The following is a 24836-nucleotide window of genomic DNA, read 5'->3' as shown; positions in this document are numbered from 1 at the left end:
AACGAGACGATGGTCGAATTCAGGCTGCCAAAGAACAGCACGGTGGGCAAGGGCCGCATCTTCACCGCCGCCCCCGGCGCCACCAATGTCAAGAACTTCCGGATCTATCGCTGGAGTCCGGATGACGACAAGAACCCCGTGGTCGATACCTACGAGATTGATCTGGACAAGATCGGGCCGATGGTGCTCGACGCGCTGATCCATATCAAGAACGATGTCGACTCAACCCTGACCTTCCGGCGTTCATGCCGTGAAGGGATCTGCGGGTCGTGCGCGATGAACATCGCGGGCGAAAACACGCTGGCGTGCCTCAAGCCCATCCGGGACATCGAGGGCGACATCGCGATCTACCCACTGCCGCACATGCCGATCATCAAGGATCTGGTGCCCGACCTGGATGGTGCGTACGCGCAGTTGCGCTCGATCGATCCGTGGCTGAAATCCGACACGCTGCCCCCGCCGGATTCCGAACGCCGGCAGAGCATCGAGGAACGCGCCCAGCTGGATGGCATGTGGGAGTGCATCCTGTGCTTCTGCTGCTCCACCTCGTGCCCGTCCTACTGGTGGAATGGCGACCGCTACCTTGGCCCGGCAACGCTGCTGGCGGCCTATCGCTGGATTGCCGACAGCCGTGACGAACATGCGGGCGACCGTCTGGACGCGCTGGAAGATCCGCTCAAGCTGTATGCCTGCCGCACGATCATGAACTGCACCCAGACCTGCCCCAAGGGCCTGAACCCCGCCAAGGCGATTGGCCGGATCAAGGAACTGCAGCTGGAACGCAAGGCGTAACCGGCAGTCACTTCATTCGTGATTGACGCGGAAGGCGCTGGATGTGAAAAATCCAGCGCCTTTTTCGTATCCATCCGTTTGAAAGGACATGGCTGGTGTTTGAGGGAAACCTGTCCACCCCCGCCGGCCGAAGCCGTGCGTGGATCGACAGCCTGTTCGTTGACCATGCGATCCTGCGGCAGACATGGACCAATTTCCGCGTGGTCATTCCCGGCCGTGTCTATCGCTGCAACCACCCCACGCCATGGCGGCTGCGGCTGGCCACCCGTCGCTACGGGCTGAAAACACTGGTCAACCTGCGCGGGCACCGCCAGTGCGGGTCGGACGCCCTGTCGCGCGAAGCCGCCCACCAGATCGGCCTGGCCCATATCGACATGGCGTTCGAAAGCCGCAACGCCCCCCATCGCGACCGCATAGAGCGGTTTGAACGGATTTACCGCGACATCCGCTTCCCCATGCTCATGCACTGCAAGTCGGGCGCCGACCGCACGGGACTGGCGGCGGGGCTTGTCATCCTGTTCGAAGGCGGGACGGCGCAACAGGCGCTGCGCCAGCTTTCATGGAAGAACGGCCATTTCAACAGTTCCCGCACGGGGGTGCTGGACGCCTTCTTCCTGCGTTACGCAGCCGAGGCGGAAGGGCGGCTGCCGTTCATGGACTGGGTCCGCACGGAATATGATGAAGACCGCCTGCGCGCGGATTTCCGTGCCGGGAAAATCGCGTCCTTCATGACCGATCAGGTGCTCAGGCGGGAATGACCCCGCCGTTCAGGACGCGCCCATGGACCGCACAAGGTCAAGGACGCGGCGGCGCGTGCCGCTATCCTCGATCCCGTAATAGGCCCGCACCAGTTCAATGGTCTCGCGCTGTGAAAGCAGGGCCAGGTCATCCTGCGCCACCGTGGGCAACGCGGGCGACAGCAGGGCGGCGGCGGGTTCGCCCATGCCCGGCGCATTGCCTGTATCGGGCTGGTTCGCATTACCGGCCTGCGCGGGCAGGTCCGCGAAAAAAAATCCTACCGGGACATCCAGGACGCATGCCAGGTCATACAGGCGCGACGCCCCTACGCGATTGCGCCCGCGTTCATACTTCTGCACCTGCTGGAATGTCAGCCCCAGGGCATTACCCAATCGTTCCTGTGACATTCCCAGCAATGTACGACGCAGGCGGATACGGTTGCCGACATGCACATCTACAGGATTGGAGGTAGCGGACATTTTCCCGGTCACAATAATGGTCTTACCTTCCCTGCCTGCTATTCCCAGACCGACTGGAAATTAAGATACCTTAACCAGACACGTGTGAACGTTAAGGATTTTTAAATCAAGAATGGCTATAATAAATCCGCTATTTATATGAATTTCCAGAGGATGACGGGCAGGCATTACATAAAATACCCTTTGTCATGCACCGGACGAGGATTTAGGAAAATATTCATGCACCTTAAATGCATCAATTAAGATCGCCAGATAGGCAGGCCTGCTTTTTCTAGGCGGTCCTGTCCCGCGCAACCCCGCGCCACAGGCCGCACAGCCCCAGCATGGCCGCCAGCAGCAACGGGACAAGACGCCCATAATGCCCAAAGACCGTGCATGGCAGGGCATCGGGGACTGCATGGACCAGCACGCCCTGCCTGTCCCAGCCCAGCCGTGCCAGTTCATGACCCCGTCCATCGAACACGGCCGAAATGCCGGTATTGGCGGCACGGGCAACGGGCAGTCCTTCTTCCACCGCGCGCAGGCGCACGGCGGCGAGATGTTGCCGGGGGCCGGCGCTGTTACCGTACCAGGCATCATTGGTGCTGTTCATAAGCCAGTCGGGCCGGTCGTGGGGATCAACGACCTGTCCTGAAAAAATCACTTCGTAACAGATCAGCGGACCAACAGGGGCAACCCCGGGCAGGTGCCATGTCCGCACGCCGGGGCCGGGGGTCATCCCTTCGCCCGGCACGACATGGAAAGGCAGGAAGGCGGGCTGGTATTCGCCAAAGGGCACCAGATGCGCCTTGTCATACACCATGCTGCCCGCTGCATCAGGCGGCATCAGGGCGACCATGCTGTTGCGCCAGTGATGTTCGTCCTCCAGCCAGCGCACGGTGCCGATAATGCCCGCCGCCGCCCCCTGCCCCGCCCGCATGATCATGGGGCGCGCGATGTCATCTTCCAGCAGCAGCCCCGGAAACGCCGATTCCGGCCATGCGAACACAACGGGCCGCCTGTCGCCAGCCTGCCGCAGGCCCTGTTCCACCCCCTGATGGGTCAGGGCGAGGTAACGGCGAAAGATCGCCACGTCCGAATTGCCTGCGATCTTGTCACTCTCGGGCACATTGCCCTGCACCAGCACAACTTCGGGGTTATGCAGATAGGTGTCATGTATGCTGCCGAAGCGTGCCGCGCCACAACCGGCCCAGACCACCATAAGCGCAAGGCACGCCCACCGTCCCACGCGACCATATAGCGGGACCAGCGCCACGATACAGGTCAGCAGCGTCAGGCCATCCACACCGATCCATGCGGCTGGCTGGATCATGATATCCCCTGCCAGGCCGGGAAATTCCCAGACACTGCCCGGCGGGTTCCATGGAAAGCCGCTGAATACATAAACCCGCGCCATGTCCGTCAGCGTCCATAGCGCGGACAGGACCATAAGCCGCCCGGTGCCCCGTGGCACCAGCCGGCTCAGCCCGGCGGACAGGGCGCTTAACGGGGCCAGGATCAGCGCACAGCCCGGTGACGCCAGCGGCACCAGCCACCAGAAATCATCCGCGCGCAGCAAGATGGCGTACATGAGCCAGTACAGGCCCACGGTATAAAGCCCCATCGCGAACATGAAGCCACGCCGCGCGGCCCCACGCCAGCCGGCCGCATTGTCAATCGCCAGCGCCAGCAGGCAGAAGGCGACCGGCAGCACGACAACCGCATGCAGCGGCGGAAACGCAAGGGCGTACACCCCGCCCGCCAGCAGCATGGCCAGATCCGCCCGCCACCCGTGCAGGCGCGCAAGCTTCATATACAGATCATACAGGGACATCATGGAGCGCCGCGACCCGCCTCCCCGGGTGCAGCGGGGCTAGTCCAGCGCGTCACGCAGGCGCCGTTCGTAGTGGCGGTAATACTTGTCTGCCAGCAGTTCGCTCTTGACCAGTACCGCGACATCGGTGGTGTTGAACTGTTCATCGATCACGGCGCCATCACCCACATAGCCACCCAGCCGCAGGTAGCCCTTTATCAACGGCGGCAGGCGGGCCAGCGAACGCCGGTGGTCCAGCACCTGCGGGTCCGCACGCAACATTTCCACCCGCCGTTCCGGCAGGGCGCGCACGCGCAGCGCGGGCGGGGCAAGGTGATTGTGGTACAGGTAGGTCAGTTCATCCGACAGCGCATCGGGATTGGTGCCCGGCAGGCTGGCGCAGCCAAACAGGACATCGATGCGGTGCAGGAAGATGTAGGACGCAATGCCACGCCACAACAGTTGCATGGCCGCGCGCCCGCGATAGTTCAGGTCCACGCATGACCGCCCGACTTCCAGCAGCCGGCCGGGGAATTCGGTCAGGGGAGAGATGTCATATTCGCTGGACGTATAGAATTTGCCCAGCCGCCTGGCCGCATCCCCCTGCATCAGCCGGTAGGTGCCGACCACACCCTTGGCGCCAGATGAAATGGCATGGTCGATCACCAGAAGGTGATCGGCATATTCATCGAATTCATCAATGTCGCGCTTCAGGCGCGCGGTACGGGAATCGGGTTTTGCCCCCATTTCCTCATAGAAGACACGATAGCGCAGTGCCTGGGCGGCGTCGCGTTCCTCATCCGTCGTGGCGATCCGGACACCAAGGTTGCCCCCACGCAATTCAGGAAAACCGTTGCGTTCAAGGTCCAGAGTAGAAAGGGACTGTATGGTTTTCTCGATACTCAAGGCCGTGACCTGCCTTTCTGCTGCGTTTGCGCCGTCTGGCCCGTCTGTTCTTCTGGCACGTCGGGCAGCCTGCGTGCAAACAGTTCCAGCCGATGTGATACCAGCTCGAACCCGAGTTCGGCCGTGATCCTGCGCAGCAGTTCGGCATGGTCGGCATGGGTGAATTCCACCACCTGGCCGCTTTCCACATCGATCAGGTGGTAATGGTCGCCTTCTTCCGTCGCTTCGTACCGGGCACGGCCACCGCCGAAATCCCGCCGTTCCAGAATGCCGTTTTCTTCCAGCAGGCGCACGGTGCGGTACACCGTGGCAACCGAAATACGACTGTCCAGCCGGGATGCGCGGCGGTACAGTTCCTCCACATCCGGGTGGTCATGGGCTTCAGACAGGACGCGCGCGATCACCCGTCGCTGGCCTGTCATTTTCAGGCCGCGTTCGGTGCACATGCGTTCGATACGGGTCTGAAGTCCGTTACTATCTGGTGCCATGTTTACGGGCGTAGCCGATCATGCAGAGACCTGTCCACATTACCACACTTCGTGTGGTTCAGTCCTCACGTTTGGTGCCAAGCCCGATCTTGCGCGCAAGCGACGAACGGTGGCTGGCATAGTTGGGGGCCACCATGGGATAATCGTGGGGCAGGCCCCAGCGTTCCCGGTATTCATCGGGCGTCATGTTATAGGCGGTCTTGAGGTGGCGCTTGAGCATCTTGAGCTTCTTCCCATCCTCAAGGCAGACGATATAATCGGGGAAAACCGATTTCTTGAGGGGCACGGCCGGCACCGGCTTCTCCGGCACGGGTTCCGTGCGGCCAAGCGAGGCCACGGCTTCGTAAACCCGGTGAATCAGATCGGGAAGGGTATCCGCATCCAGCTCATTACGGGACACGTACGCCGAAACGATTTCGGCAGCCAGTTCCCGTGCTTCAACTTCTGCCGCTGCATCAGCCATCAATCTGATCCTGTCACTCTGGAATAATGATGTATCCTATATAAATAATTCTCGACGGACCGCAACAGGTAACAACAAAGGTTCCATGGTAATATGTCTGATATTGGTATGGCAGAAATAGATATCACCCATGAAGTATGCCCCATGACTTTCGTGCGCACGCGGTTGGCACTTGACAGACTGCCCGCCGGGGAAAAACTGCTTGTCCGCCTGCGTGGCGCAACACCACTGGACAACGTTTCACGCAGTCTGGAGCTACTTGGTCATGTTGTAGAAGAAATACAGACAGAAACAGACGGCATGACACATCGGCTGACCGTGCTCAAATGTCCCGCCGCATGACACAGGCATCCATTCCATCGGGGTAATAGTGACGCCGCACGCCCACCTGCACGAATCCACTTGCCCGGTACAGCGCCATGGCGGGGGCGTTATCCATCGCCACTTCCAAAAACAGGGTCCGCGCGCCGGCCGCGCCGGCCTGGCGCATGCAGCACGCCAGCAGGCCACGCCCGATGCCGCGCCGCCGCCATGCCGGGTCCACGGCAAAGGTCAGGATCTCGGCTTCGTCAGGCAGGGTGCGGACCATGATGAAGCCGGGCACGTCCCCGGTCGCCATCACAACGGATACACCGGGCATGTCCAGCAGCGCCTGCATGGCCTGCGCATTCCACCTGTGGGCAGGGGGAAACGCCCGTGCATGGATATGGGCCAGCAGCGTGGCCCGCGCACCGGCAGGCCGGGGGGGCATGGTCATGGCGTATCGATGGGGGCGGGTCGCAGGCCAGCCGCGGGCAGCCTTGCCTCCGGCGCATCGACATAGAGTGGCTGGGCCGCGCGGGGCGGCAGATCACCATGGAAACGACGCAGGGCCACCGTGGCGATGTCCACGGGGTCAGGCTGCGCCAATGCGGATATCCGCACGTCTTTACGCCCCGGCATGGCCAGCGCCACGTCCTGGGCCGCATTACCAGCCAGCAGCAGGGGGCCGGGTGGCAGTTCAAGTGTCTCAAGCATATGGGCGGACACGTTGCCCGCATCCGTCCCATCCGCCAGCATTTCGACGAATACCCGCCCCCGCCGCGCGGTGGTGCAGCACAACGCCCGCGCCGCCAGTGGCCGGGCGGCGTCATGCAGGGCGCGGGCCATGGCTTCGCCCCCCGTCATGCCCATCACGGCGCAGCCACTTCCCACGCCAAGCCCATGGGCAAATGCCAGCGAGGCCCGCAATCCGGTAAACGATCCCGGCCCCACGACCACGCCCACCAGTTCGGGCATGGCATGGGTCCAGCCACATTGTGCAAAGAGTTCGGTCGCCAGCAGGGGAAACTGCTCGGCTGCCCCCCGGCCCGTGGCCGTGCGGGTTGCCAGAACGGACAATGCGCCGTCATCGCCCGACGCAAGGCAGGCAATCACGGCCTGCGCCTGCGTGCCGGTGGCGCTGCCGTCCATCACCAGAATCCGCATGGCCTATACAATCACGCAGGCATCATCAAAATCGGGGCGCGGCGCGCGCGGGGTGGGCGGCGGCCCGTCCGTATAGCCAAGGCAGACAAGGAAATTGGCCTGCCAGCCCTTCTGCGCCAGGAAGCTGTCCTCCACCATCGCGCCATCAAACCCCGACAGCGGCAGCACCGACAGGCCCAGCGCACGCGCGGCCATGATCAGGTAAGCCCCCTGCAACGTGCCATTGCGAAAGGCCGTCTCCTCCGCCAGCCCCACATCGGCCGCGAACCACTGCCGCACGTCCGGCGCGGGATTGAGTGTATCCATCCGGTCGAAGAACAGCGGGTCATGCGCCACGATCACGGTGACCGGGGCGGTCATCACGCGCTGCACGTTGCCCGCCGAAAGGGCGGGACGCAGGCGTTCACGGCAGCTTTCGGTAGTGATGAACACGAAACGCGCGGGGCAGCAGTTACCCGATGTCGGGCCAAGGCGGACCAGATCGTATAACTGCCGCAGCGTCTCCTGCCCCACGGGCCGGTCATTCCACGCCACCGGCGTGCGTGCGTTGCGAAACAGAAGATCAAGCCCAGCGTCATCAAGCGCCATGAAACATTCCCAGACTACCCGCAGGCCTGCCGATCAGGCCTCTACCTGCTCTACCGATACCACTTCCGGCACATAATGGCGCAGCATGTTCTCCACCCCGTGCTTGAGCGTCGCGCGCGACGACGGGCAGCCCGAACAGGCCCCCTGCATGGTCAGCCGCACCACCCCGTCACGATAGCCCCGGAATACAATGTCCCCCCCATCGCCCGCAACGGCGGGGCGCACGCGGGTGTCCAGCAGTTCCTTGATCTGCTGCACGATTTCCTCGTCTCCCGGCGCAATCAGGTCCTCGACCACCTGGGCGTTGCTTTCCACCACGGGCTGCTCCGTCGCCAGGTAATCCGCCAGCACGGCCAGCACCTGCGGGCGCAGGTCGTCCCACTGCGTTGCGTCGCCGCGGGTCACGGCCACGAAGTCATTGCCGAAAAAGACGCGCGCCACGCCGTCCAGATCGAACAGAAGCTCCGCAAGGCGCGACCGGCCGGCCACGGCATCGGGGCTGATGAAGTCAGCCGTGGCCCCGTTGGCCATGATCTCGCGCCCCGGCAGGAACTTCAGCGTTGCGGGATTTGGGGTATCTTCTGTTTCGATGAACATTGCTCGGTCTTCCAGACATGACGGGAAAGCGGGACATGCAAACGTACTTCCCAAGTCCTGTTATATGATCGACCCACGCGTAAATCCAACCCCGCGCGGGCAGGCCCGGCCCGCTTTTAACCGGCCGGACGTATCACAGCATTGCGTGGCAGGACAATTTCCGCGCACAGGCCGCCATTAGTCCGGTTATACAGGCGGAAGCGGCCGCCATCGCGCGCCACTTCGCGGCTGACGATCGCAAGCCCCAGCCCCAGCCCCCCCGTGCTGCGCGAACGCGACCCCTCCACCCGGTAGAAGGGCGTGGTCACGCGCCCGATCTCGGCTTCCGGCAGGCCGGGACCATTATCCTCCACCCGTATGCACAGCTCTTCCGGCCCCACCGTCAGGCTGACATGGGCATTGCCGCCGTAATTCACCGCGTTGTCGATCAGGTTGCCCAGCACGCGCTTGAGCGCCAGCGGCCGCACCACGGCCTGTGCCTGATCCGGCCCGTCATAGGTCACGTCGCGCCCCTGGTCGGCGTCATCATCCACCCGGGTCGCAAGGATCGAGGCCACATTGGCCGACCGCGCGGGTTCAGGGTCCTTTTCCCCCGACAGATAGGCCAGCACGCCGGCGATCATGGCCTCCATTTCCGTGACGTCGGCCTCGATTTCCTTCTGCGCGGCCGCATCCTCCAGAAAGCCCGCCCGCAGCCGCAGGCGGGCCAGCGGCGTGCGCAGATCGTGGGACACGGCGGCCAGGGCCTCGGTCCGGTCGGCGATCAGGCGGTTGATGCGCTCCTGCATCTCGTTGATGGCGCGGGCGAGGTAGCGGACCTCCCGCGGCCCCTTGTTTTCCAGCGGCACCCACCGGCCCGACCCGACCGTATCGGCCACGTCGGCCAGCGCGCGCAGCGGCATGCTCAGCGCGCGCACCAGCATGCCGGCCGCCAGCAGCACCGCCCCCGCCAGGATCGCCGCCGAGACAATGCCGCGCCGCATATGGTGGGGCTGCAGGATGGCGGGGGCGAGGAAGCCCACGTAACTGCCATCGGGCAGGCGCAGCGTGCCGCGCACGTCTTCCGTCGCCGCGATCGTGCCCGACAGGTTCAGCGCGTCGCCCTGCAATGCCGTCAATGGCCCGGCCATGCGGTCATGCAGCTTGCGCAACGAGGGGGATTCCACCTTCATCACCCCCTGCTGCGCGGGGGTGCGCCAGTCCACCGTCAGGTCATTGGTGGACAGCATGGCCGCCAGCACCATGCGTTGCGACGTGGGTGTCGCGGCCAGCACGCGGGCGTCGATCACCAGCCGCTCGCCTACCTGTTCCAGTTGGGCGTCGTCTATGGTGTAGGTCTCGGCTTCCTCATAAAAGACGGAACTGCCGACAAAGACGAGTGCAACCGCGGCCAGCAGCACGAACATGACGCGTCCCACCAGCCCGCGTGGCCACAGCGTGATCCGCCGGGGCGCGGGTGGCAGCGCGCGCGTGGCCTGCGCGGATCGGGACGTGGTCACGCCGCGCGCCGTCAGACCCGCTCCACCTCCGACGTGAAGATATAGCCCATGCCGCGCACGGTGCGGATCAGCCCGTCCGAATCCGGCCCCAGCTTGCGCCGCAGGCGGCTGACCAGCACGTCCACGCTCCGGTCCGACACGTCCCCCAGACGGGTGCGCGACAGTTCCAGCAGGCGGTCGCGGCCGATGACGCGCTGCGGGTTGTCAAGGAAGCTGGTCAGCAGGTCATGCTCCGCCCCCGAGATCTCGACCGCCGCACCGGACGGGTCCGTCAGTTCACGACGGCGCAGGTCCAGCGTCCAGCCGGCGAAACGCACGGTTTCCTTGCGCTGGCGCCCGGCACTCGGGGTCGTGACCCCCCCACCCCGACGGCGCAGCACTGCGCGCACGCGGGCCAGCAGTTCCTTCTGGCCAAAGGGCTTGGGCACATAATCGTCCGCGCCCAGTTCCAGCCCCTGCACGCGGTCCAATTCCTCGCCCCGCGCGGAAACGATAATGACCGGCACCTCCGTCAACGGCGCCTCGCCCGGCGCCACGGGGGCGGGCTGCGTGCGCAGGCCACGGCACAGGTCCAGCCCGTTGGTGCCCGGCAGCATGACATCCAGGATGATCAGGTCAGCCGCCTGCGCGCGCAGCGCGTCCCACATTTCCGGACCATCCTGCACACCGCGCACGCGGTAGCCATCGCCCTGCAGGGCGCGGACGATCAGGGTGCGCATGCCAGGGTCATCTTCCACCACAAGGATACGGGCGGGCAGATCATCAGTGGCAGGTATCTGTGTCATTCTCTCGGCCATGGTTCGGTTCAGGGACAGTCATGATGCCATTCATGCGACGGCCACCAGCATATCCAACGCACCGGGACGGGATAAGACCATCGTTCATATCATAAAATGTCAGTCATGGCCGGATACGAAACGAAAACGGGGCGCCGGACGGACCCGGCACCCCGCATGACACCCGCCGTGCCGGATAAGGTCAGTGCGCGGCGGCAGCGGCTGAATTCAGCTTCAGCACCCAGAACTGGGCAATGTCGCGCGCGCCGTTGGTGCCTTCCACGCTGTTGAAGGTGGCGATGGCGGCATCCTTCTGCCCGGCCGCGGCCTGCGCCAGGCCAAGGTGCAGGCGCGCGATGTTCACGTCCGACGGTCCCTTGGCGATGCCCTGCTTCATCAGGGCGATGCCCTTGTCGCCCTGGCCGAACAGGACGTAGTTGTAGCCCGCCGTCAGCATGGCGTTGCCGGTGGTGGCCTGTGCCGCCGCCGTGTCCAGGCCGGCCTTGCTGTCAGCGACGCCCTGCGTCACCAGCGCCTTCAGCTTTTCCTCACGCGGGGCGCTGGCGTCATGGCCCAGCACGCCGGTGCTGTAGCCCTGGTTGATGATATCAAGCGCAAGCTGCGGCAGCCCCGCCTGCATGGCCAGTTCGGTAATGTCCATGTATTCGGCCGGGGTCTTGACCAGACCGGATTCCAGGCGCACGCGGTCGATATCCAGACGCAGCCCCGGGGCCATGTTCGGGTTGCTCAGGACCGAATGCACCACCTGCGCCCAGTAATCGGGCTTGGGGTAATAGGTGGCCAGCAGCACATACGCCTTGGTCAGCGCCGCGCTGTCCTTCAGCTGCGCCTGACATGCCGCCAGGAGCTGGAGCTGGTTTTCCGTGGGCTTGCCACCCGCCTTGATGGTGGCGTCAATCTGCGCCAGCTGCACGCGGGCCGCGTTGGCGTAATCATGCTGCAGGTAATACGCCTGGATCAGGATCGTCAGCATCTGCGGGTTCTTGCCACCCGCCTTGATGTATTTTTCCGTAACCGTGATCGCCGTGGGGTAATCCTTGGCGGTGAAGGCCATGCTGCCTTCGGCCAGCGCCATCTGTTCCCTGGTCGCCGCCGGCGTGCGCGGGGATGCGATCAGGATGTCATAGGCCGAAATCGCGGCGGGCACATTGCCGGACTGCGCGGCCACGGCGGCGCGCATCTGCGCGATGGTATAGGATTCGAAATCGGACTTGCCCGTCACGGCATCCGCTGCGTCCACATCGGCCATGGCCTGCGGGTATTTCTTGGCGGCCAGGTCGGTCTGCGCCTTCTGCAGCGCCGTGCCGACCTTTTCCCCCAGCTGGTCCGCCGCATGGGCGGCATGGACCGGCAGCACGCCCGCCACCGGCAGCGCCATCATGACCCCGGCCAGCAGGCGCCCGCGCAGCTGGAACAGCGATTTGGATGTGATGTTTTTCAACTGGATGTCCTTCCATGAACGGGTCATGGCCCGATTGATCGGCCAGGGCATCACGATGGACCCGCGCGGCCCATCATTCAATCCGCCCCTGACCGATAGCGGCACGGCAGGCCGCATGATATGCGCCTGCCGTGCCACGACGTGAAATCAGATCATGCGCGGGGAACGGGTTTATTCAGCGGCGTCGTGCGTTTCATGGCGATAGCCGCCCATCAGGATCGACTGCACGTCGGCGGCGAAGTTGCGTACCTCATCCAGCGCGCCCTTGTTGCGGCGGACCAGCATGTTGTAGCCCAGAACCGCAGGCACGGCGGTGCCCAGGCCGATGGCGGTCATGATCAGCGATTCACCGACCGGGCCGGCGACCTTATCGATCGAGGCCTGGCCCGCGATGCCGATGGCCGTCAGCGCGTGGTAGATACCCCAGACGGTCCCGAACAGGCCCACGAACGGCGAGGTCGAACCCACGGTGCCAAGGAAGGCAAGGCCGCCCTGCAGGCGGTTCTGGATGAAATCAACCGAACGCTGGATGGACATGGTGGTCCAGGAATGCAGGTCGATGGTTTCCTGCATCGTGCCTTCGTGGTGTTCGGCGGCCTTGATGCCGGTATCGGCGATGTAGCGGAAGGGCGATGCGGTATCGAGCAGCGCGGCCCCTTCCTTGATGTCATGCGCGGGCCAGAATTTCGCCTTCACTTCCTTGGCGTCCTTCAGGATGCGCGCCTGTTCGAGGAACTTGGTGATCATGATGTACCAGGTCCCGACAGACATCACGACCATGATGATCAGCACGGTACGCGCAATGAAGTCACCATTCGACCACAGCGCGCCCAGGCCATACGGGTTGGAATCGGCAGCCGCCGCCGGGGTGGCGTAGGCAAGGGCGGGCAAGGCGGTCAGCAGCGCGGCCGCGATGACTTGATTACGATGCTGTCGGGTCATTTACCTGAAATCCTCTGACGAAAGGGCCATGGGTCTGGCCTGCAACACATTTCATGACTGTTATCTGACCAGTCCGGGAGATGAAAATCAATCCACCTGTATCGATTTCGGAACAATTTCCGGCATGTGGACCCGTCGGTCACGCCCGATGACGGGTGCGGCAATGACGGGAACCACCGGCTGGACCATGACCGGGCGCACAGGCGGGGGCGCGGGCGGGACGGGTGGCATCGGTTCGGGAATGATCCGCAGCGTCACCGGCGGCAGGGGGCGGTAGGGTTCGGGAAACATGGGCTTTGCCTTGGGCCGCAGCCCGTAGGCCAGCATGGACAGGACAACGACATGGACCGCGATGATGACACCCACCACGCGCACGTACGGCGTGCGCCGTCGCTGCCTGGCCGCATAATCCAATCCCATGACTTCGTCAGACCACATGCCATTCCCGTCCAGGCGCCACCAGCCAGCGCCCCCGGGGGCCTGCGCGCCATTAATTGCCAGATCCTGATTGGGCGTGGTCGGGGCGTATGTGTCAAGCACGATATGCAACAGGTGCGGAACAAATTTCCTGTTGCGGAACAATGACTCCCGCCCGGACATGAAAAAACCCCACGGCCGGAAGCCGTGGGGCCTGTGCCCAGGCGGGCCGTGCCGGGTTACTGCGCCTGCGCGCTGGCTTCCGAGCGGGTCGCCCCCACGCGGGCGGCAAGGGCGGCGGCCATGAAGTCGTCAATGTCTCCATCAAGGATGGCGTCCGGGTTGGTTTTTTCCACGTTGGTCCGCAGGTCCTTCACCAGCTGGTACGGGGCCAGCACGTAGGAACGGATCTGGTGCCCCCAGCCGATATCGGTCTTGTTCGCCTCGGTCTGGGCGGCGGCGGCCTCGCGCTTTTGCAGTTCCTGCTCGTACATGCGCGCCTTCAGCATGGTCATGGCCGTGGCGCGGTTGCGGTGCTGGGACCGGTCGGTCTGGCACGCCACCACGATCCCGGTGGGGATGTGGGTAATGCGGATGGCCGATTCCGTCTTGTTGACGTGCTGCCCGCCCGCACCCGACGCCCGGAACGTATCCACGCGCAGGTCGGCTTCGTTGATCTCGATCTCGATCGAATCATCGACCACCGGGTAGACCCACACGGATGCGAACGATGTCTGCCGCCGCGCCGCCGCGTCAAAGGGCGAGATCCGGACAAGCCGGTGCACGCCCGCCTCGGTCTTGAGCCAGCCATAGGCGTTGGGGCCGCTGACCTGGATGGTGGCGGACTTGATGCCGGCCTGCTCCCCTTCCGAGCTTTCCATCATGGTCACCTTGTAACCATGCTGTTCGGCCCAGCGGGTGTACATGCGCAGCAGCATCTCGGCCCAGTCCTGCGCCTCCGTCCCGCCCGCGCCGGCATTGACTTCAAGGTAGCAGTCATTGCTGTCCGCCTCCCCCGAAAGCAGGCTTTCCGTCTCGCGCCGCTTGGCTTCTTCCGCAAGCGCGCGCAGGCTGGACACCGCTTCGGCCACGACAGCCGAATCGCCTTCCATTTCCGCCAGCTCGACCAGTTCGAGCGTATCGTTCACATCGGCTTCAAGCCGCTGCACGCCCTCGATCTGGTTGGCCAGCAGCGTGCGCTCGCGCATGAGCTTCTGGGCGGCTTCGGAATCATTCCACAACTCGGGGTCTTCGGCCCGGTTGTTCAGCTCCGCCAGGCGGTCGATTGCGACATCCCAGTCAAAGATGCCTCCTCAGCAGTGCCACCGACTGCTTGATCTGGTCGTTCAGGGCCTCTGTCTCGGCAGACATGGGCTTGCTCCTCGCTCAACGGTAAACAATGCGGGCACGCGCGCGGCCCGGCATAACGGGCGTCAATACAGGCCGCCCATGCCAATGTCACCCCCGGAAGGCCGGGATGCGGCAGGGCCGGATGGTGCCGCAGGGTGACCCGCGGATGTGCTGCCATCGCCCGCCACCGCCGGGCTGCCCGGCATGGTGGCCATGTCGGTTTCGGAATCAGGCATGTTTTCAGCACCGGTATCCGCCGCCGTCAGCGCCAGGCCCGACCCCGCGCCAAGGTCAACGCTGACCCCCGGCACCTGCCCGGGCTTGAAGGCGTCGATCGCCATGCCCATCCCGGTATCATAACGGGCCAGCTGCACCCCATCAGGCACGCGGAAGTCAAGGCGCGGGCGGCTGGCCAGCGCCGCCTTCATCACCTGGTTCCAGATCGGGCCGGCGATCACGCCGCCGGTCTCGTTCTTGCCCAGCGACTGCGGGGTGTCGAACCCGATCCACACCACCGTCACCAGATCGGGGGAAAAGCCCGCGAACCATGCATCATTGAAATCCTGGCTGGTGCCGGTCTTGCCCGCGATGGGCCGGTCGATGCCCGCCCCCGCGCGCACGCCGGTGCCCCGGCGCACCACGTCCTGCATCATCGCCACGATCTGGCTGGCGGATGTGGCCGACACCACCTGCGGGCGGGTGTCCTCCATCTGCGGGCCGTCGGCGGCCATGCCGCCGGCCTTCCACGTCATGCCATCGGGGCGCCAGATGACATTGCCGTTGCGGTCCTTGATGTCATCAATCAGGGTGGGCGTGACCAGCCTGCCGCCATTGGCGATGGTGGCATAGGCGGCGGCTTCCCGCATGACGGTGGTTTCCACCGCGCCCAGCGCCGCGGGCAGCACCAGCGGCATGGAATGGGCAAGGCCAAGTTTCTGGGCCAGGTCCGCCACCGGCTTCATGCCGATCTGGGCGGCAAGGCGGATGGTGACGAGGTTGCGCGATTCCCGCAGCGCGTCATGCAGCGTGGTCGGCCCCCAGAAATCCTTTTCATAGTTGTTGGGGTGCCATTCGCCATAGCTGACGGGGGAATCATCGAATTTCTGCGAAGGGGAAATCCCCTGCTCCATCGCCGCCAGATAGACGAAGGGCTTGAACGACGACCCCGGCTGGCGCGCCGCCTGTGTCGCGCGGTTGAACTGCGATTCCCTGAACGACCAGCCACCCACCATGGCCATGACGCGCCCGGTATGCACATCCACCGTGGCCAGCGCCCCTTCCACGCGTGGCACCTGCTGCACGGCAACGCCGCCGCCATCGGCCTGCGGCTCGATCAGGATCACGTCGCCTTCCTGCACGCCCTTGCCGGTGCGCATCCATGCCCGGTCACGCGCCAGCAGGTCGCCGGTATGGGGGATGACGGGATCACGCCCCTCCAGCCAGCCCACGCGCCCGGTGGCGGGGGACAGCACGACCGCGACCCGCCACTGTTCCAGCATGGCGGCGGGCGCCGTGACATGCGCCAGCGCATTGGCCCAGTCGCCGCTTACATCGGCTGCGTCGATATGCGCGAACGCGCCCCGCCAGCCGCCATGCGCGCGGTCATAGCGCAGCAGCCCGTCGCGCAGCGCGGTGGTGGCCACCTGCTGGAGGTGGGAATCGAGCGAGGTATGGACCGACAGCCCGCCTTCCATCGTGGTGCCGATGCCGTAGCGCTCGATCAGTTCCCGGCGCACTTCCTCGGCAAACCATTCGGAACCGGGAACGGGGCCGGGGCGGGTGAAGTTGGCGGGCACCAGCGGCTCCTGCTGGGCCGCGCGCGCTTCCTCCGGCGTGATGACCTTCAGGTCCGCCATGCGGTCCAGCACCCAGTTGCGCCGGATGGTCGCCGCCTGCACGAAGCGGTGGGGGTTGTAGTTGGTGGGCGATTTGGGCAGCGCGCCAAGGAAGGCGGCCTCGGCATTGTCCAGCTGGTCCAGCGGCTTGTTGAAATAGGTCTGGGCGGCGGCCCCGATGCCGTAGGCCCCTTCGCCAAGGTAGATTTCGTTCAGGTAGATCTCAAGGATCTGTTCCTTGCTCAGCGTCTGCTCCAGCCGCATGGCCAGCAGCGCTTCCTTGATCTTGCGGTCGATGGAAACCGCGTTCGACCCTAGCAGCATGATGCGCGCGACCTGCTGCGTGATGGTGGACGCCCCGATGGGGCGGTGCTTCGTCCCGTGCATCATCATGTCGGTCAGGCCCGCGCGCGCGATGGCCATCGGGTCGACGCCGCCATGGGTGAAGAATTTCTGGTCTTCCGCCGCAAGGAAGGCGTCGCGCACGCGCTCGGGTATGGCGCTGTAGGGCACGAATATGCGCCGCTCCGCCGCCAGTTCCGCCATGACCTGGTCATCGCCCGAATACAGGCGGCTCATGACCGGGGGCTGGTAGGTGCGCAGGCCGTCAACCGTGGGCAAGCCCTCGCTCAGGCGTTCATATTCCCCCCACGCCAGCAGGGCCGCCCCACCACCACCCAGCAGCAGGACGGCAAGCGTGCTGCCCGCAAGCCAGCGCACCATGCGGTAACGTGGGCGGCGCGGGCCGCCAGCGCCGGGGCGTGAGGGTCCATCAATCCGGCCATCGCGGCCTGATCCGTCAGCAAGCGTCATCCGGTATCCAATAGGGAAAGAAAGGGGCGGTTCTGTGTCGAGGCCCCTGTCTAGCATTGTCCGCCGCCGCCGTCGCCCCCGATCCGCCGCGCCAGGGCCGTGCCGAACGCCTACGCGCCGTTACGGCTGGCCCATTCCGCGCGGCCGTCATTGTCAAGTTGCTGGAATTCCTCATGGCTCAGTTCAATCGCGGCGGACGCCGCGTTATCGGCCACATGCGCGGGGCTGCTGGTGCCGGGAATGGGCAGCATGACCGGCGCACGGCGCAGCAGCCACGCCAGCGCGACCTGTCCGGGCTGCACGCCCTTCTCACGCGCCAGCCGGGTCAGCAGCGTATCCCCCTTCGTCAGGCTGCCCGCCGCCAGCGGCGCCCATGGGATGAAGCCGATATTTTCCTTCGTGCAGTAATCCAGCACGTCCTCGGAATAGCGGTTGACGAGGTTGAAGCGGTTCTGGACCGTGGCGACAGGGAAATACAACCGCGCGCGCTCGATCATCTCCACCGTCACTTCCGACAGGCCGACATGGCGGATCAGCCCCTGCGCGCGCATGGTGGCGATGGCCTCGAACTGCCGTTCGGGCGTGCAGTCCGGCCCCACGCGGTGCAACTGCCACAGGTCGATGTGTTCGACCCCCAGCCTGCGCATGCTCATCAGCACGCACTGGCGCAGGTAATCGGGGTTGCCCACCGGCTTCCAGATGTCGGGACCGTGGCGCGTATGCCCGCCCTTGGTGGCGATGATGGTGTCCGTATAGGGATGCAGCGCCTCGCGGATCAGGTCCTCGCTGACAAACGGGCCGTACGCATCCGCCGTATCGACGAAGTTGATGCCCAGTTCGGGCAGGCGGCGCAGCGTGGCCAGCGCCGCCGCACGGTCGGCCGGTTCGCCCCATATGCCGGGACCGGTAATGCGCATGGCGCCAAAGCCAAGCCGCGTGACCTCAAGGTCACCACCAATCATGAACGATCCGGACTGCCTTGCATCGGGTGTAAACATGCCATTCTCCTTGCGCGGTGCGGGCACGCCGTGGGCGCTGTGGCCAGGACGCGCGGTTGCTGTGCGCCAAGCATAAGGCCACCCCCGCGAGTCCGGTTGCATGAAACCCCTGCGCCTCAGCCCAGCATGCGCCCGATCACCCGCGCCGTGTAATCCACCACGGGAATGATGCGGGCGTAATTGATGCGCGTCGGCCCGATCACGCCGATCGCGCCCACGATGCGGTTGGAATCGGTGCGCGCCGGGGCCACGACCACCGACATGCCCGCCATGCCGAACAGCCCGCTTTCGGCCCCGATGAAGATCCGCACCCCTTCGGATTCGCGCGCAAGGTCGAGCAGGCGCAGCATGGTCTCCTGCGTTTCCAGCCGCTCGAACAGCATCTGGATCGTGGTCAGGCGCTCGATTTCCGTCACATCGGCCAGCAGCCGGCCCTGCCCGCGTATGAACAGGGTGCCGCCGCGCTCATCCGCGTCGCTCCATGTCGCAAGGCCGCTTTCCACCACCTCCGCCGTCAGGTGGTCCAGTTCGTTGCGGTTGGCGGTCATGTCGGTGCTGACCGTCTCGCGCAGGCGGTCCAGCGTCTGGCCCGACAGGTGGGCGTTGAGGTAATTGCCCGCCTCCACCAGCGCCGAGGGCGGCAAGCCGGGCGGCGTCTCGATCACGCGGTTTTCCACCTGCCCGTCCGCGCTGACCAGGATGACCAGCGCGCGCCCCGGGCCAAGGGCCACGAATTCGATATGCTTGATGGTGGTGCCGTCGCTCTTGGGGGCCATGACAAGGCCCGCGGCGGATGACAGGCCCGACAGCATGGACGACGCCTGCGCCAGCGTATCCTCCAGCGAGCGGCCCTTCACGTCCAGCATCCCCGCGATGCTTTCGCGCTCCTCCTCGCTCAGGCTGCCGAACTGCAGCAGCCCGTCGACAAACAGCCGCACGCCCTTTTCCGTGGGCAGCCGCCCCGCCGAGGCATGCGGCGAGAACAGCAGCCCCGCATCGGTCAGGTCCGCCATCACGTTGCGAATCGTGGCGGGCGACAACGACAGCGGCAGGCGCTGCGACAGGGTGCGCGACCCCATCGGCTCACCCGTTTCGACATACTGTTCCACGATTTCGCGCAGGATCGCGGCAGAGCGCGCATCAAGCCCGGACAGCAGGGCGGGCTGCGATACCTGTGGTCGGTTTTCCATCGCCATGCCTCCCGTGTTGCACGTATCCATTCACCATGCGGACCATCCGCGTCCCCATCCTAGCAGATCCTGCCGCGTCCTGCCCACGCGGGACTGGAAACAGGAACGGGTTGCAGGTTATGCCGCCCCATCACCTTGCGGAGTTTTACGCCCATGCGCCCATCCGGCCGTGCCATTGACGCCCTGCGTCCCGTCTTCATCCAGCCCGGCTTCGCCCGCCATGCCGAAGGGTCCGCCCTGATCCGCATGGGCGGGACCGAAGTCCTGTGCGCCGCCACGGTCGAAACCCGCGTGCCTTCCTTCCTGCGCGGCAAGGGACAGGGCTGGGTCACGGCGGAATACGGCATGCTGCCGCGCGCCACCCACAACCGGGGCCAGCGCGAGGCCGCGAAAGGCCGGCAGACCGGCCGCACACAGGAAATCCAGCGCCTGATCGCCCGCGCCCTGCGCGCGGTGGTGGACCTGAAGGCGCTGGGTGAAATCTCGGTCACGGTGGATTGCGACGTGCTGAACGCCGATGGCGGCACGCGCTGCGCCGCCATTACCGGGGCATGGGTGGCCCTGCGCCTGGCGCTGGAAAAACTGGTGCGCGACGGCACCCTGCCCGCCCTGCCAATCAAGGGGCAGGTCGCGGCCATATCCTGCGGGCTGACGGATGACGGCCCGGTCCTGGACCTGGACTACAGGGAAGACAGCACGGCCAGCGCCGACGCCAATTTTGTCCTGACCGCCGATGGCGGCATTGTGGAAATCCAGGGCACGGCGGAAAAGGACCCCTTTACCGAAGCCCAGTTCAACACCCTCATGCGGCTGGCCCGCACCGGCACGGCCGAACTGTTCCGTATCCAGACCGCCATCGTGGAAGAGGCATTAAAGGCATGAACGCAACCCCCACCCGCCTGAACCGTGGCGACACGCTGGTGCTGGCCACCCATAACCGGGGCAAGATCGCGGAATTCGCGGCACTGCTGGCGGGATATGGCATCCGTGTCATCCCGGCCGGCGACCTGTCGCTGCCCGAACCGGAGGAAACCGCCGACAGCTTTACCGGCAATGCCGCCCTCAAGGCCATGGCGGCCGCGAAAGCCGCAAACCTGCCCGCGCTGGCGGATGATTCCGGGTTCTGTGTCGCGGCGCTGGATGGCGCGCCGGGTATTTTCTCCGCCCGCTGGGCCGGCCCGGAAAAGGATTACCCCGACGCCATGCGCCGCATCCATGACCGGATGGGCGATAACCCCGACCGCAGCGCATGGTTCATTTCCGTCCTGTGCCTAGCCTGGCCCGACGGGCGGACCGAAACCTTCGAGGGGCGCATTGACGGGCATGTCATCTGGCCGCCGCATGGGGAGAACGGCCATGGCTACGACCCCATCTTCGCCCCCGGCGGCGGCGGCCGCAGCTTTGCGGATATGAGCGATGCGGAAAAGAACACCATAAGCCACCGCGCGCTGGCCTTCGCGCTGTTCCGCGACACCTGCCTGCCCGTGGCGGCATAGGGGAAAAGGTTCTGGCGCGGCTCCTCAGTCCAGCGGGCTGCCCCGCCCCGGCTGGGGGGCCGCGGGATCATGCGCCAGGCGGGCGCGCTGTTCGTCGCTTGAGGCCAGCATGTCGCTGTTGAACCCGTCATGCAGGACCTGCGCCCAGCCGGCCATCCATGTATTCGTCCGCTTGACGAAATCGCTGGCGGCAGGCTGCTGGCCCAGCGTGTCCTTGGCCCAGTAATCGGGCGTGCGCAGCATCTTGGTGCTGTCGGTGTTCACGGGGTTGAGGAAGATGGTCACCGTCTCGACATTGACGTTGTGGTCGCCCGCGGGCGTGCTGTAGCTCCACCCGGCCTTCAGCAGCACGGGCGGCAGGATGAACCCTTCTTCCTTCAGCCGGTTGGCGATGATGGCCGTGCGGTTGATCGAGGCAGGATAGACCGCCGTGGTAAACCAGCATTCCATTGCCGGCGGGTGCGCGGTCAGCACGCGCGACATGTAGTTCCGGTCGTCATGGCAGCTGGAATCGATGGAGGTAATGGCCGTTTCCGGCACGGGCTGGGTGCTGCCCTCCGCCCCGATCATGCCGGTGACGACATGGCCTTCCACGCGGATCAGGACGTTTTCCAGCACTTCCCCATGCGGGCCGTTGATGATGTTCATGACCGGGTGCCACGTACCCTCGGGCAGCGGCAGGATGCGGCCGGCAAACGGGATGGCCTTGGTCAGCCGGTCGGTGATCGGCATCATGGTGATGACGCCGTCCTCGCCATTGCCGTCCCCGCCGCCGCCCTCACCCTTGGCCGGGGCGTCATGCAGGCCCAGCCGGTTATGGATGCCGGCGGACAGCGCCGACAGCCGGGGGATCAGGCGCGTCAGGTAGGCTGGCGGGAAGATCAGCGTCAGCACCGTGAACGGCAGGATCATGTAAAGGCAGAACCGCCATACCGGCGCCCGGTGCCATAAGCGCGAAAAAGCAGACATTCAGCAGTCCATGCCACGGGCCGCGACGCCTGGTCGGGGCCGGAAACGGGATACCCTCCGCATGGGTCAGGAACTGATCGGCGCGCGCTGGGCGGTGCGGTCGGCATCCGCGATTTCAGCCACGACGCCATCTTCACTGGAAACGACCCGCACCAGTTTCGCCCCCTGCTGGCGGGCGGTGATGAGCGAGTCGCTTATCATGTCCTCGATGGAGCGCGCCAGGTCACGCGCGCTGGCGGCGGGTCCCATGCGGTCCTGCCGGCGCATGACCTCAAACAGCAGGGCGGGGTCGATGCCGCCGGTTTCGACCTTCAGGCCGTAGCTGTCGATCATGGCCTCGATCTCAAGGGCGGACACACGCGCGATGTCGAGTCCTTCCAGCGGGCGGAAGATGAAAATGCGGTCCAGGCGGTTCAGCACTTCCGGCGCGAAACCGGCCTGGCGCAGGGCCTCGACCGATTCGGCGCGCATCTTGTCGGGTTCATCCACCAGCCGGTCCGCGATTTCGGTCAGGGCTTCGGTGGCGATGTTGGACGTCAGCATGAAGATGCAGCGCACGGTGGAAATCTGCTGCCCGGTGGAGGCCTCGGTCACATGGCCATCGTTCCACGCGGTCAGGAACTTCTTGAAAACGTCGGGATGCGCCTTCTCGATCTCATCCAGCAGCACCACCGCGTCGGGCTTTTCCTTCAGCCCGCCGGTCAGCTTGCCGTACGTATCCGACCCCACATATCCCTTGGGCGAGCCGAACAGCTGGGTCGCGGCGTGGGGGGAACTCATCTGCGTCATGTCAAAGTTCAGCAGCGGGCGGTCAAGCTGGCGCGCAAGCTGCTTGGACAGGTAGGTCTTGCCCGTGCCCGGCGGGCCTGCCAGCAGGAAGATGCCCACCGGCTTGCCACGCACCTGCAGCGCCAGGCGGCGGCGCAGCTGGGTCGCCACGTCCTCGCACACCTGGTCCTGGCCGATCACGCGGGCACGCAGGCTTGCGGCCAGTTCCTCCGCGTCGATCACGGTTTCTTTCTGTTCGCGCGCCAGCATTTCCTCCAGCGCGCTGCGATTGGTCAGCCTGGCGAGTACGTCCATTATCCATCCCCGTCTGCGTCGGATCCCCTTGCGGGCCAGTTTTTCGGCCCGGTTCTCGAACCACAGCCCGGTCAGCGCCAGCAAGGCGCTGGCCGCTGCCACGACCGGATAGGCCGGGGCACACCATTCCATGAAATGCCGCAGGCTGGCGAGCGAAAGATGCAACGCCATCGCGGCCTGAAAGCTGCCCAGCACCAGGAAAATGACCATGATGAGGGGTACCAGCCGCTCCATTAGCGCCGGATAGAGCGGTTTCATTGCACGACTACCCCAATCACGATTTCAGTGTCACGCGTCAGCACGGGCAGCGCCGTGGGGCCGGGCACGAACACCGCGCCCGCATGGATGCCCGCAGGCCCCGGGTCCCCCGCCGCGGTGATGGACACGTTGCCCGCCACGCGGATGGGCAGGATGACGCTTTTGGGCTGCGGGCCAAGGTGCACGGTCTGCACCAGCCCAAGCGACTGCACGTTCACCACCGCGTTGCCGCCGGTCATGTCATACATGGGCATGTCGGCCAGGATGATGTCGCGGCGCTTCAGCGCCGCCATGATCTCGGCCTGCTGCTGTATGGTATAGGATGTCTGGCGCAGCATCTCAGCCGCGCGGTCGGGCGAGATCATGGGCATCTGGCCCATCATGTCGGGCCGGTTCTGCACCGGGGCGTTCAGCATGAGGTGCGTGCCGTCGCCGGCGCCACCGCCGCCCGCCTCGGCGGCGACGGGGGGCGTCTGGCTGCCGCTGCCGCCTTCGCGCGCGGCCATGAACCCGCCCGTGCCCAGGCCGCCGCCCGCGACAACGGCCGCGATCAGCCCCACCACAACCAGCCTGCGGCTGGATGAGCGTTCACTGCGTTCCCGTGCGGGTTCCGGCGGTGAGTTCAACGGCGTCATGCGTGCATAATGTGGGTCAGGCATGTGATATGGCAAGACGTTAAGATGCAGGAAATGTAACGTCCGGCCGGACATATAGTTCTTGCGGTTACGGTGGGCGTGACCTATGGTACCGGCAATTCCTTCATCTCTGGTTTTTTCTTTGGGGGGTGGCCGCAGGGCTGCCTTTTTTGCATTGGACGCTGATCTGCCATTCCTGACGGGCCTTGATGCCCGTATTGCCGAAATGATCGCGCCCGCGCTGGCCGACATGGGCTTTGACCTTGTGCGCGTGGCGGTGCTGGGGCGCGAATCCCCCACGGTGCAGATCATGGCGGACCGTGCGGATGGCACGCTCATCGCCATTGAGGACTGCGAACAGATCAGCCATGCGGTGGGCGCGATACTGGATGTCGAGGACCCGCTGCCGGGCGCCTGGACGCTGGAGGTCTCCTCCGCCGGGATCGACCGCCCCCTGACGCGCGCCAAAGACTGGGAGCGTTTCGCGGGCCACCTTGCCCGGGCCGAGATGAACATGCCCATTGATGGCCGCAAGCGCTTTGCCGGTATCGTGCTGGGCGCGCGCGACGGCCACGGCCTGATGCGGCTGGATGACGGGACCGAGGTCGCGCTGCCTTTCGCCGAAATGCGCAAGGCGCGGCTGGTCCTGACCGATGAACTGATCGAGGCGAGCGCCCGGATGATGAAGCCGGATGCCGCCAGCGACGAAAACGGGCCGGAGGATCAAGACACCCCGGCCGGAACGCAGATGGCCCCCGGCAGGCCCGGCCACAAGCCGGCGCGCAAGGCCAACTGAACGATGT

27 protein-coding genes are annotated in these 24836 nt (G+C 65.2%); 6 read left to right on the top strand and 21 right to left on the bottom strand.

Annotated elements, in window-relative coordinates; genetic code table 11:
• Nucleotides 1–9: 9 nt before the first annotated feature.
• Both CFR76_RS05650 and CFR76_RS05645 read left to right on the top strand, forming a co-directional pair.
• The gene (locus tag CFR76_RS05650; RefSeq protein ID WP_110556235.1) at nt 10–792 is read left to right on the top strand and encodes a succinate dehydrogenase iron-sulfur subunit; all 783 of its coding nucleotides are present in this window, start codon (nt 10–12) and stop codon (nt 790–792) included.
• Between the two features lie 95 nt (nt 793–887).
• A complete protein-coding gene (locus tag CFR76_RS05645) occupies nt 888–1550 on the top strand; it encodes a tyrosine-protein phosphatase (protein ID WP_110556234.1) in 663 nt (220 codons plus the stop codon).
• A gap of 9 nt (nt 1551–1559) precedes the next feature.
• On the opposite strand, the gene CFR76_RS05640 is transcribed toward CFR76_RS05645, so the two are convergent.
• From CFR76_RS05640 to CFR76_RS05620, 5 genes are all read right to left on the bottom strand, one after another.
• Nucleotides 1560–2009 (bottom strand): helix-turn-helix domain-containing protein, encoded by a 450-nt coding sequence (locus CFR76_RS05640; protein ID WP_110556233.1) that lies wholly within the window; start codon nt 2007–2009, stop codon nt 1560–1562.
• Nucleotides 2010–2280: 271 nt separating this feature from the next.
• On the bottom strand, nt 2281–3825 hold the full coding sequence (gene lnt / locus CFR76_RS05635) for an apolipoprotein N-acyltransferase (protein WP_110556232.1): 1545 nt from the start codon (nt 3823–3825) through the stop codon (nt 2281–2283).
• 36 nt (nt 3826–3861) lie between these two features.
• On the bottom strand, nt 3862–4707 hold the full coding sequence (locus CFR76_RS05630) for a GNAT family N-acetyltransferase (protein ID WP_025439750.1): 846 nt from the start codon (nt 4705–4707) through the stop codon (nt 3862–3864).
• Nucleotides 4704–5195, bottom strand: coding sequence for a Fur family transcriptional regulator (locus tag CFR76_RS05625; protein WP_110556231.1), 492 nt, complete (start codon nt 5193–5195; stop codon nt 4704–4706). Before CFR76_RS05625 ends, CFR76_RS05630 begins: the two co-directional genes overlap by 4 nt.
• A gap of 58 nt (nt 5196–5253) precedes the next feature.
• Nucleotides 5254–5658 (bottom strand): MucR family transcriptional regulator, encoded by a 405-nt coding sequence (locus tag CFR76_RS05620; protein WP_110556230.1) that lies wholly within the window; start codon nt 5656–5658, stop codon nt 5254–5256.
• 93 nt (nt 5659–5751) lie between these two features.
• Here CFR76_RS05620 and CFR76_RS05615 point away from each other — a divergent pair, with 93 nt between their 5' ends.
• Nucleotides 5752–6000: a sulfurtransferase TusA family protein gene (locus CFR76_RS05615; protein ID WP_110556229.1), complete on the top strand. Its 249-nt coding sequence runs from the start codon at nt 5752–5754 to the stop codon at nt 5998–6000.
• On the opposite strand, the gene rimI is transcribed toward CFR76_RS05615, so the two are convergent.
• From rimI to hrcA, 13 genes are all read right to left on the bottom strand, one after another.
• A complete protein-coding gene (gene rimI / locus CFR76_RS05610; protein WP_110556228.1) occupies nt 5981–6415 on the bottom strand; it encodes a ribosomal protein S18-alanine N-acetyltransferase in 435 nt (144 codons plus the stop codon). The two genes, CFR76_RS05615 and rimI, sit on opposite strands and share 20 nt — an antisense overlap.
• Complete coding sequence (tsaB, locus tag CFR76_RS05605) at nt 6412–7125, bottom strand: tRNA (adenosine(37)-N6)-threonylcarbamoyltransferase complex dimerization subunit type 1 TsaB (protein ID WP_110556227.1); 714 nt, start codon at nt 7123–7125, stop codon at nt 6412–6414. The genes rimI and tsaB overlap by 4 nt, the downstream gene beginning before the upstream one ends.
• A gap of 3 nt (nt 7126–7128) precedes the next feature.
• Nucleotides 7129–7713 carry a malonic semialdehyde reductase gene (locus tag CFR76_RS05600; protein ID WP_110556226.1) on the bottom strand — a complete coding sequence of 195 codons (585 nt, stop codon included), beginning with the start codon at nt 7711–7713 and terminating at the stop codon, nt 7129–7131.
• 33 nt (nt 7714–7746) lie between these two features.
• Nucleotides 7747–8310: a NifU family protein gene (locus CFR76_RS05595; protein WP_110556225.1), complete on the bottom strand. Its 564-nt coding sequence runs from the start codon at nt 8308–8310 to the stop codon at nt 7747–7749.
• Nucleotides 8311–8426: 116 nt separating this feature from the next.
• Nucleotides 8427–9809 carry an ATP-binding protein gene (locus CFR76_RS05590; protein ID WP_025439757.1) on the bottom strand — a complete coding sequence of 461 codons (1383 nt, stop codon included), beginning with the start codon at nt 9807–9809 and terminating at the stop codon, nt 8427–8429.
• Nucleotides 9810–9820: 11 nt separating this feature from the next.
• On the bottom strand, nt 9821–10594 hold the full coding sequence (locus CFR76_RS05585; protein WP_110556224.1) for a response regulator transcription factor: 774 nt from the start codon (nt 10592–10594) through the stop codon (nt 9821–9823).
• A 193-nt stretch (nt 10595–10787) separates the two neighbouring features.
• The gene (locus tag CFR76_RS05580) at nt 10788–12074 is read right to left on the bottom strand and encodes a tetratricopeptide repeat protein (RefSeq protein ID WP_244191798.1); all 1287 of its coding nucleotides are present in this window, start codon (nt 12072–12074) and stop codon (nt 10788–10790) included.
• A gap of 144 nt (nt 12075–12218) precedes the next feature.
• Nucleotides 12219–12989 (bottom strand): MotA/TolQ/ExbB proton channel family protein, encoded by a 771-nt coding sequence (locus CFR76_RS05575; RefSeq protein ID WP_010509183.1) that lies wholly within the window; start codon nt 12987–12989, stop codon nt 12219–12221.
• Between the two features lie 87 nt (nt 12990–13076).
• A complete protein-coding gene (locus tag CFR76_RS05570; RefSeq protein WP_244191797.1) occupies nt 13077–13529 on the bottom strand; it encodes a hypothetical protein in 453 nt (150 codons plus the stop codon).
• A gap of 116 nt (nt 13530–13645) precedes the next feature.
• A protein-coding gene (gene prfB / locus CFR76_RS05565) for a peptide chain release factor 2 (RefSeq protein ID WP_110556221.1) occupies nt 13646–14777 on the bottom strand; the annotation gives its coding sequence in 2 pieces (ribosomal slippage) (nt 13646–14707 and nt 14709–14777; 1131 coding nt in all).
• A gap of 62 nt (nt 14778–14839) precedes the next feature.
• Nucleotides 14840–17404 carry a penicillin-binding protein 1A gene (locus tag CFR76_RS05560; protein WP_110556220.1) on the bottom strand — a complete coding sequence of 855 codons (2565 nt, stop codon included), beginning with the start codon at nt 17402–17404 and terminating at the stop codon, nt 14840–14842.
• A gap of 110 nt (nt 17405–17514) precedes the next feature.
• Nucleotides 17515–18402 carry an aldo/keto reductase gene (locus CFR76_RS05555; RefSeq protein WP_110556265.1) on the bottom strand — a complete coding sequence of 296 codons (888 nt, stop codon included), beginning with the start codon at nt 18400–18402 and terminating at the stop codon, nt 17515–17517.
• Nucleotides 18403–18518: 116 nt separating this feature from the next.
• Nucleotides 18519–19598 (bottom strand): heat-inducible transcriptional repressor HrcA, encoded by a 1080-nt coding sequence (gene hrcA, locus CFR76_RS05550; RefSeq protein WP_110556219.1) that lies wholly within the window; start codon nt 19596–19598, stop codon nt 18519–18521.
• A 147-nt stretch (nt 19599–19745) separates the two neighbouring features.
• Between hrcA and rph the strand changes: the two genes are divergently transcribed.
• Complete coding sequence (gene rph, locus CFR76_RS05545) at nt 19746–20474, top strand: ribonuclease PH (RefSeq protein WP_110556218.1); 729 nt, start codon at nt 19746–19748, stop codon at nt 20472–20474.
• Nucleotides 20471–21088, top strand: coding sequence for an RdgB/HAM1 family non-canonical purine NTP pyrophosphatase (gene rdgB, locus CFR76_RS05540; protein WP_110556217.1), 618 nt, complete (start codon nt 20471–20473; stop codon nt 21086–21088). Before rph ends, rdgB begins: the two co-directional genes overlap by 4 nt.
• A 24-nt stretch (nt 21089–21112) precedes the next feature.
• Here the strand turns inward: rdgB and CFR76_RS05535 are convergent, their stop codons facing one another.
• The 3 genes from CFR76_RS05535 to CFR76_RS05525 all read right to left on the bottom strand — a co-directional run bounded on the left by CFR76_RS05535 (nt 21113) and on the right by CFR76_RS05525 (nt 24024).
• A complete protein-coding gene (locus CFR76_RS05535) occupies nt 21113–22057 on the bottom strand; it encodes a hypothetical protein (protein ID WP_025439766.1) in 945 nt (314 codons plus the stop codon).
• 66 nt (nt 22058–22123) lie between these two features.
• Nucleotides 22124–23398, bottom strand: a complete 1275-nt coding sequence (locus CFR76_RS05530; protein WP_110556216.1) for an AAA family ATPase — start codon at nt 23396–23398, stop codon at nt 22124–22126.
• On the bottom strand, nt 23395–24024 hold the full coding sequence (locus CFR76_RS05525) for a hypothetical protein (RefSeq protein ID WP_110556264.1): 630 nt from the start codon (nt 24022–24024) through the stop codon (nt 23395–23397). The genes CFR76_RS05530 and CFR76_RS05525 overlap by 4 nt, the downstream gene beginning before the upstream one ends.
• Nucleotides 24025–24208: 184 nt before the next feature.
• Here CFR76_RS05525 and rimP point away from each other — a divergent pair, with 184 nt between their 5' ends.
• Entirely contained in the window at nt 24209–24829 is a 621-nt protein-coding gene (gene rimP / locus CFR76_RS05520) for a ribosome maturation factor RimP (RefSeq protein WP_110556215.1), read from the top strand.
• Nucleotides 24830–24836 lie beyond the last annotated feature (7 nt).

Origin of the sequence: Komagataeibacter swingsii, assembly GCF_003207895.1 — a bacterium.
GTDB lineage: Bacteria > Pseudomonadota > Alphaproteobacteria > Acetobacterales > Acetobacteraceae > Komagataeibacter > Komagataeibacter swingsii.
The sequence above is the reverse complement of the archived record's forward strand: the minus strand, read 5'-3'. Positions and strand labels throughout refer to the sequence as shown.

Coding starts and splice junctions, on each gene's coding strand:
- CFR76_RS05650 (WP_110556235.1), top strand. CDS start 10: ATGGTCGAATTCAGGCTGCCAAAGAACAGCACGGTGGGCAAGGGCCGC.
- CFR76_RS05640 (WP_110556233.1), bottom strand. CDS start 2,009: ATGTCCGCTACCTCCAATCCTGTAGATGTGCATGTCGGCAACCGTATC.
- lnt (WP_110556232.1), bottom strand. CDS start 3,825: ATGATGTCCCTGTATGATCTGTATATGAAGCTTGCGCGCCTGCACGGG.
- CFR76_RS05625 (WP_110556231.1), bottom strand. CDS start 5,195: ATGGCACCAGATAGTAACGGACTTCAGACCCGTATCGAACGCATGTGC.
- CFR76_RS05620 (WP_110556230.1), bottom strand. CDS start 5,658: ATGGCTGATGCAGCGGCAGAAGTTGAAGCACGGGAACTGGCTGCCGAA.
- CFR76_RS05615 (WP_110556229.1), top strand. CDS start 5,752: ATGTCTGATATTGGTATGGCAGAAATAGATATCACCCATGAAGTATGC.
- rimI (WP_110556228.1), bottom strand. CDS start 6,415: ATGACCATGCCCCCCCGGCCTGCCGGTGCGCGGGCCACGCTGCTGGCC.
- tsaB (WP_110556227.1), bottom strand. CDS start 7,125: ATGCGGATTCTGGTGATGGACGGCAGCGCCACCGGCACGCAGGCGCAG.
- CFR76_RS05600 (WP_110556226.1), bottom strand. CDS start 7,713: ATGGCGCTTGATGACGCTGGGCTTGATCTTCTGTTTCGCAACGCACGC.
- CFR76_RS05595 (WP_110556225.1), bottom strand. CDS start 8,310: ATGTTCATCGAAACAGAAGATACCCCAAATCCCGCAACGCTGAAGTTC.
- CFR76_RS05585 (WP_110556224.1), bottom strand. CDS start 10,594: ATGACACAGATACCTGCCACTGATGATCTGCCCGCCCGTATCCTTGTG.
- CFR76_RS05580 (WP_244191798.1), bottom strand. CDS start 12,074: ATGACCCGTTCATGGAAGGACATCCAGTTGAAAAACATCACATCCAAA.
- CFR76_RS05575 (WP_010509183.1), bottom strand. CDS start 12,989: ATGACCCGACAGCATCGTAATCAAGTCATCGCGGCCGCGCTGCTGACC.
- CFR76_RS05560 (WP_110556220.1), bottom strand. CDS start 17,404: ATGACGCTTGCTGACGGATCAGGCCGCGATGGCCGGATTGATGGACCC.
- CFR76_RS05555 (WP_110556265.1), bottom strand. CDS start 18,402: ATGTTTACACCCGATGCAAGGCAGTCCGGATCGTTCATGATTGGTGGT.
- hrcA (WP_110556219.1), bottom strand. CDS start 19,598: ATGGCGATGGAAAACCGACCACAGGTATCGCAGCCCGCCCTGCTGTCC.
- rph (WP_110556218.1), top strand. CDS start 19,746: ATGCGCCCATCCGGCCGTGCCATTGACGCCCTGCGTCCCGTCTTCATC.
- rdgB (WP_110556217.1), top strand. CDS start 20,471: ATGAACGCAACCCCCACCCGCCTGAACCGTGGCGACACGCTGGTGCTG.
- CFR76_RS05535 (WP_025439766.1), bottom strand. CDS start 22,057: ATGTCTGCTTTTTCGCGCTTATGGCACCGGGCGCCGGTATGGCGGTTC.
- CFR76_RS05530 (WP_110556216.1), bottom strand. CDS start 23,398: ATGAAACCGCTCTATCCGGCGCTAATGGAGCGGCTGGTACCCCTCATC.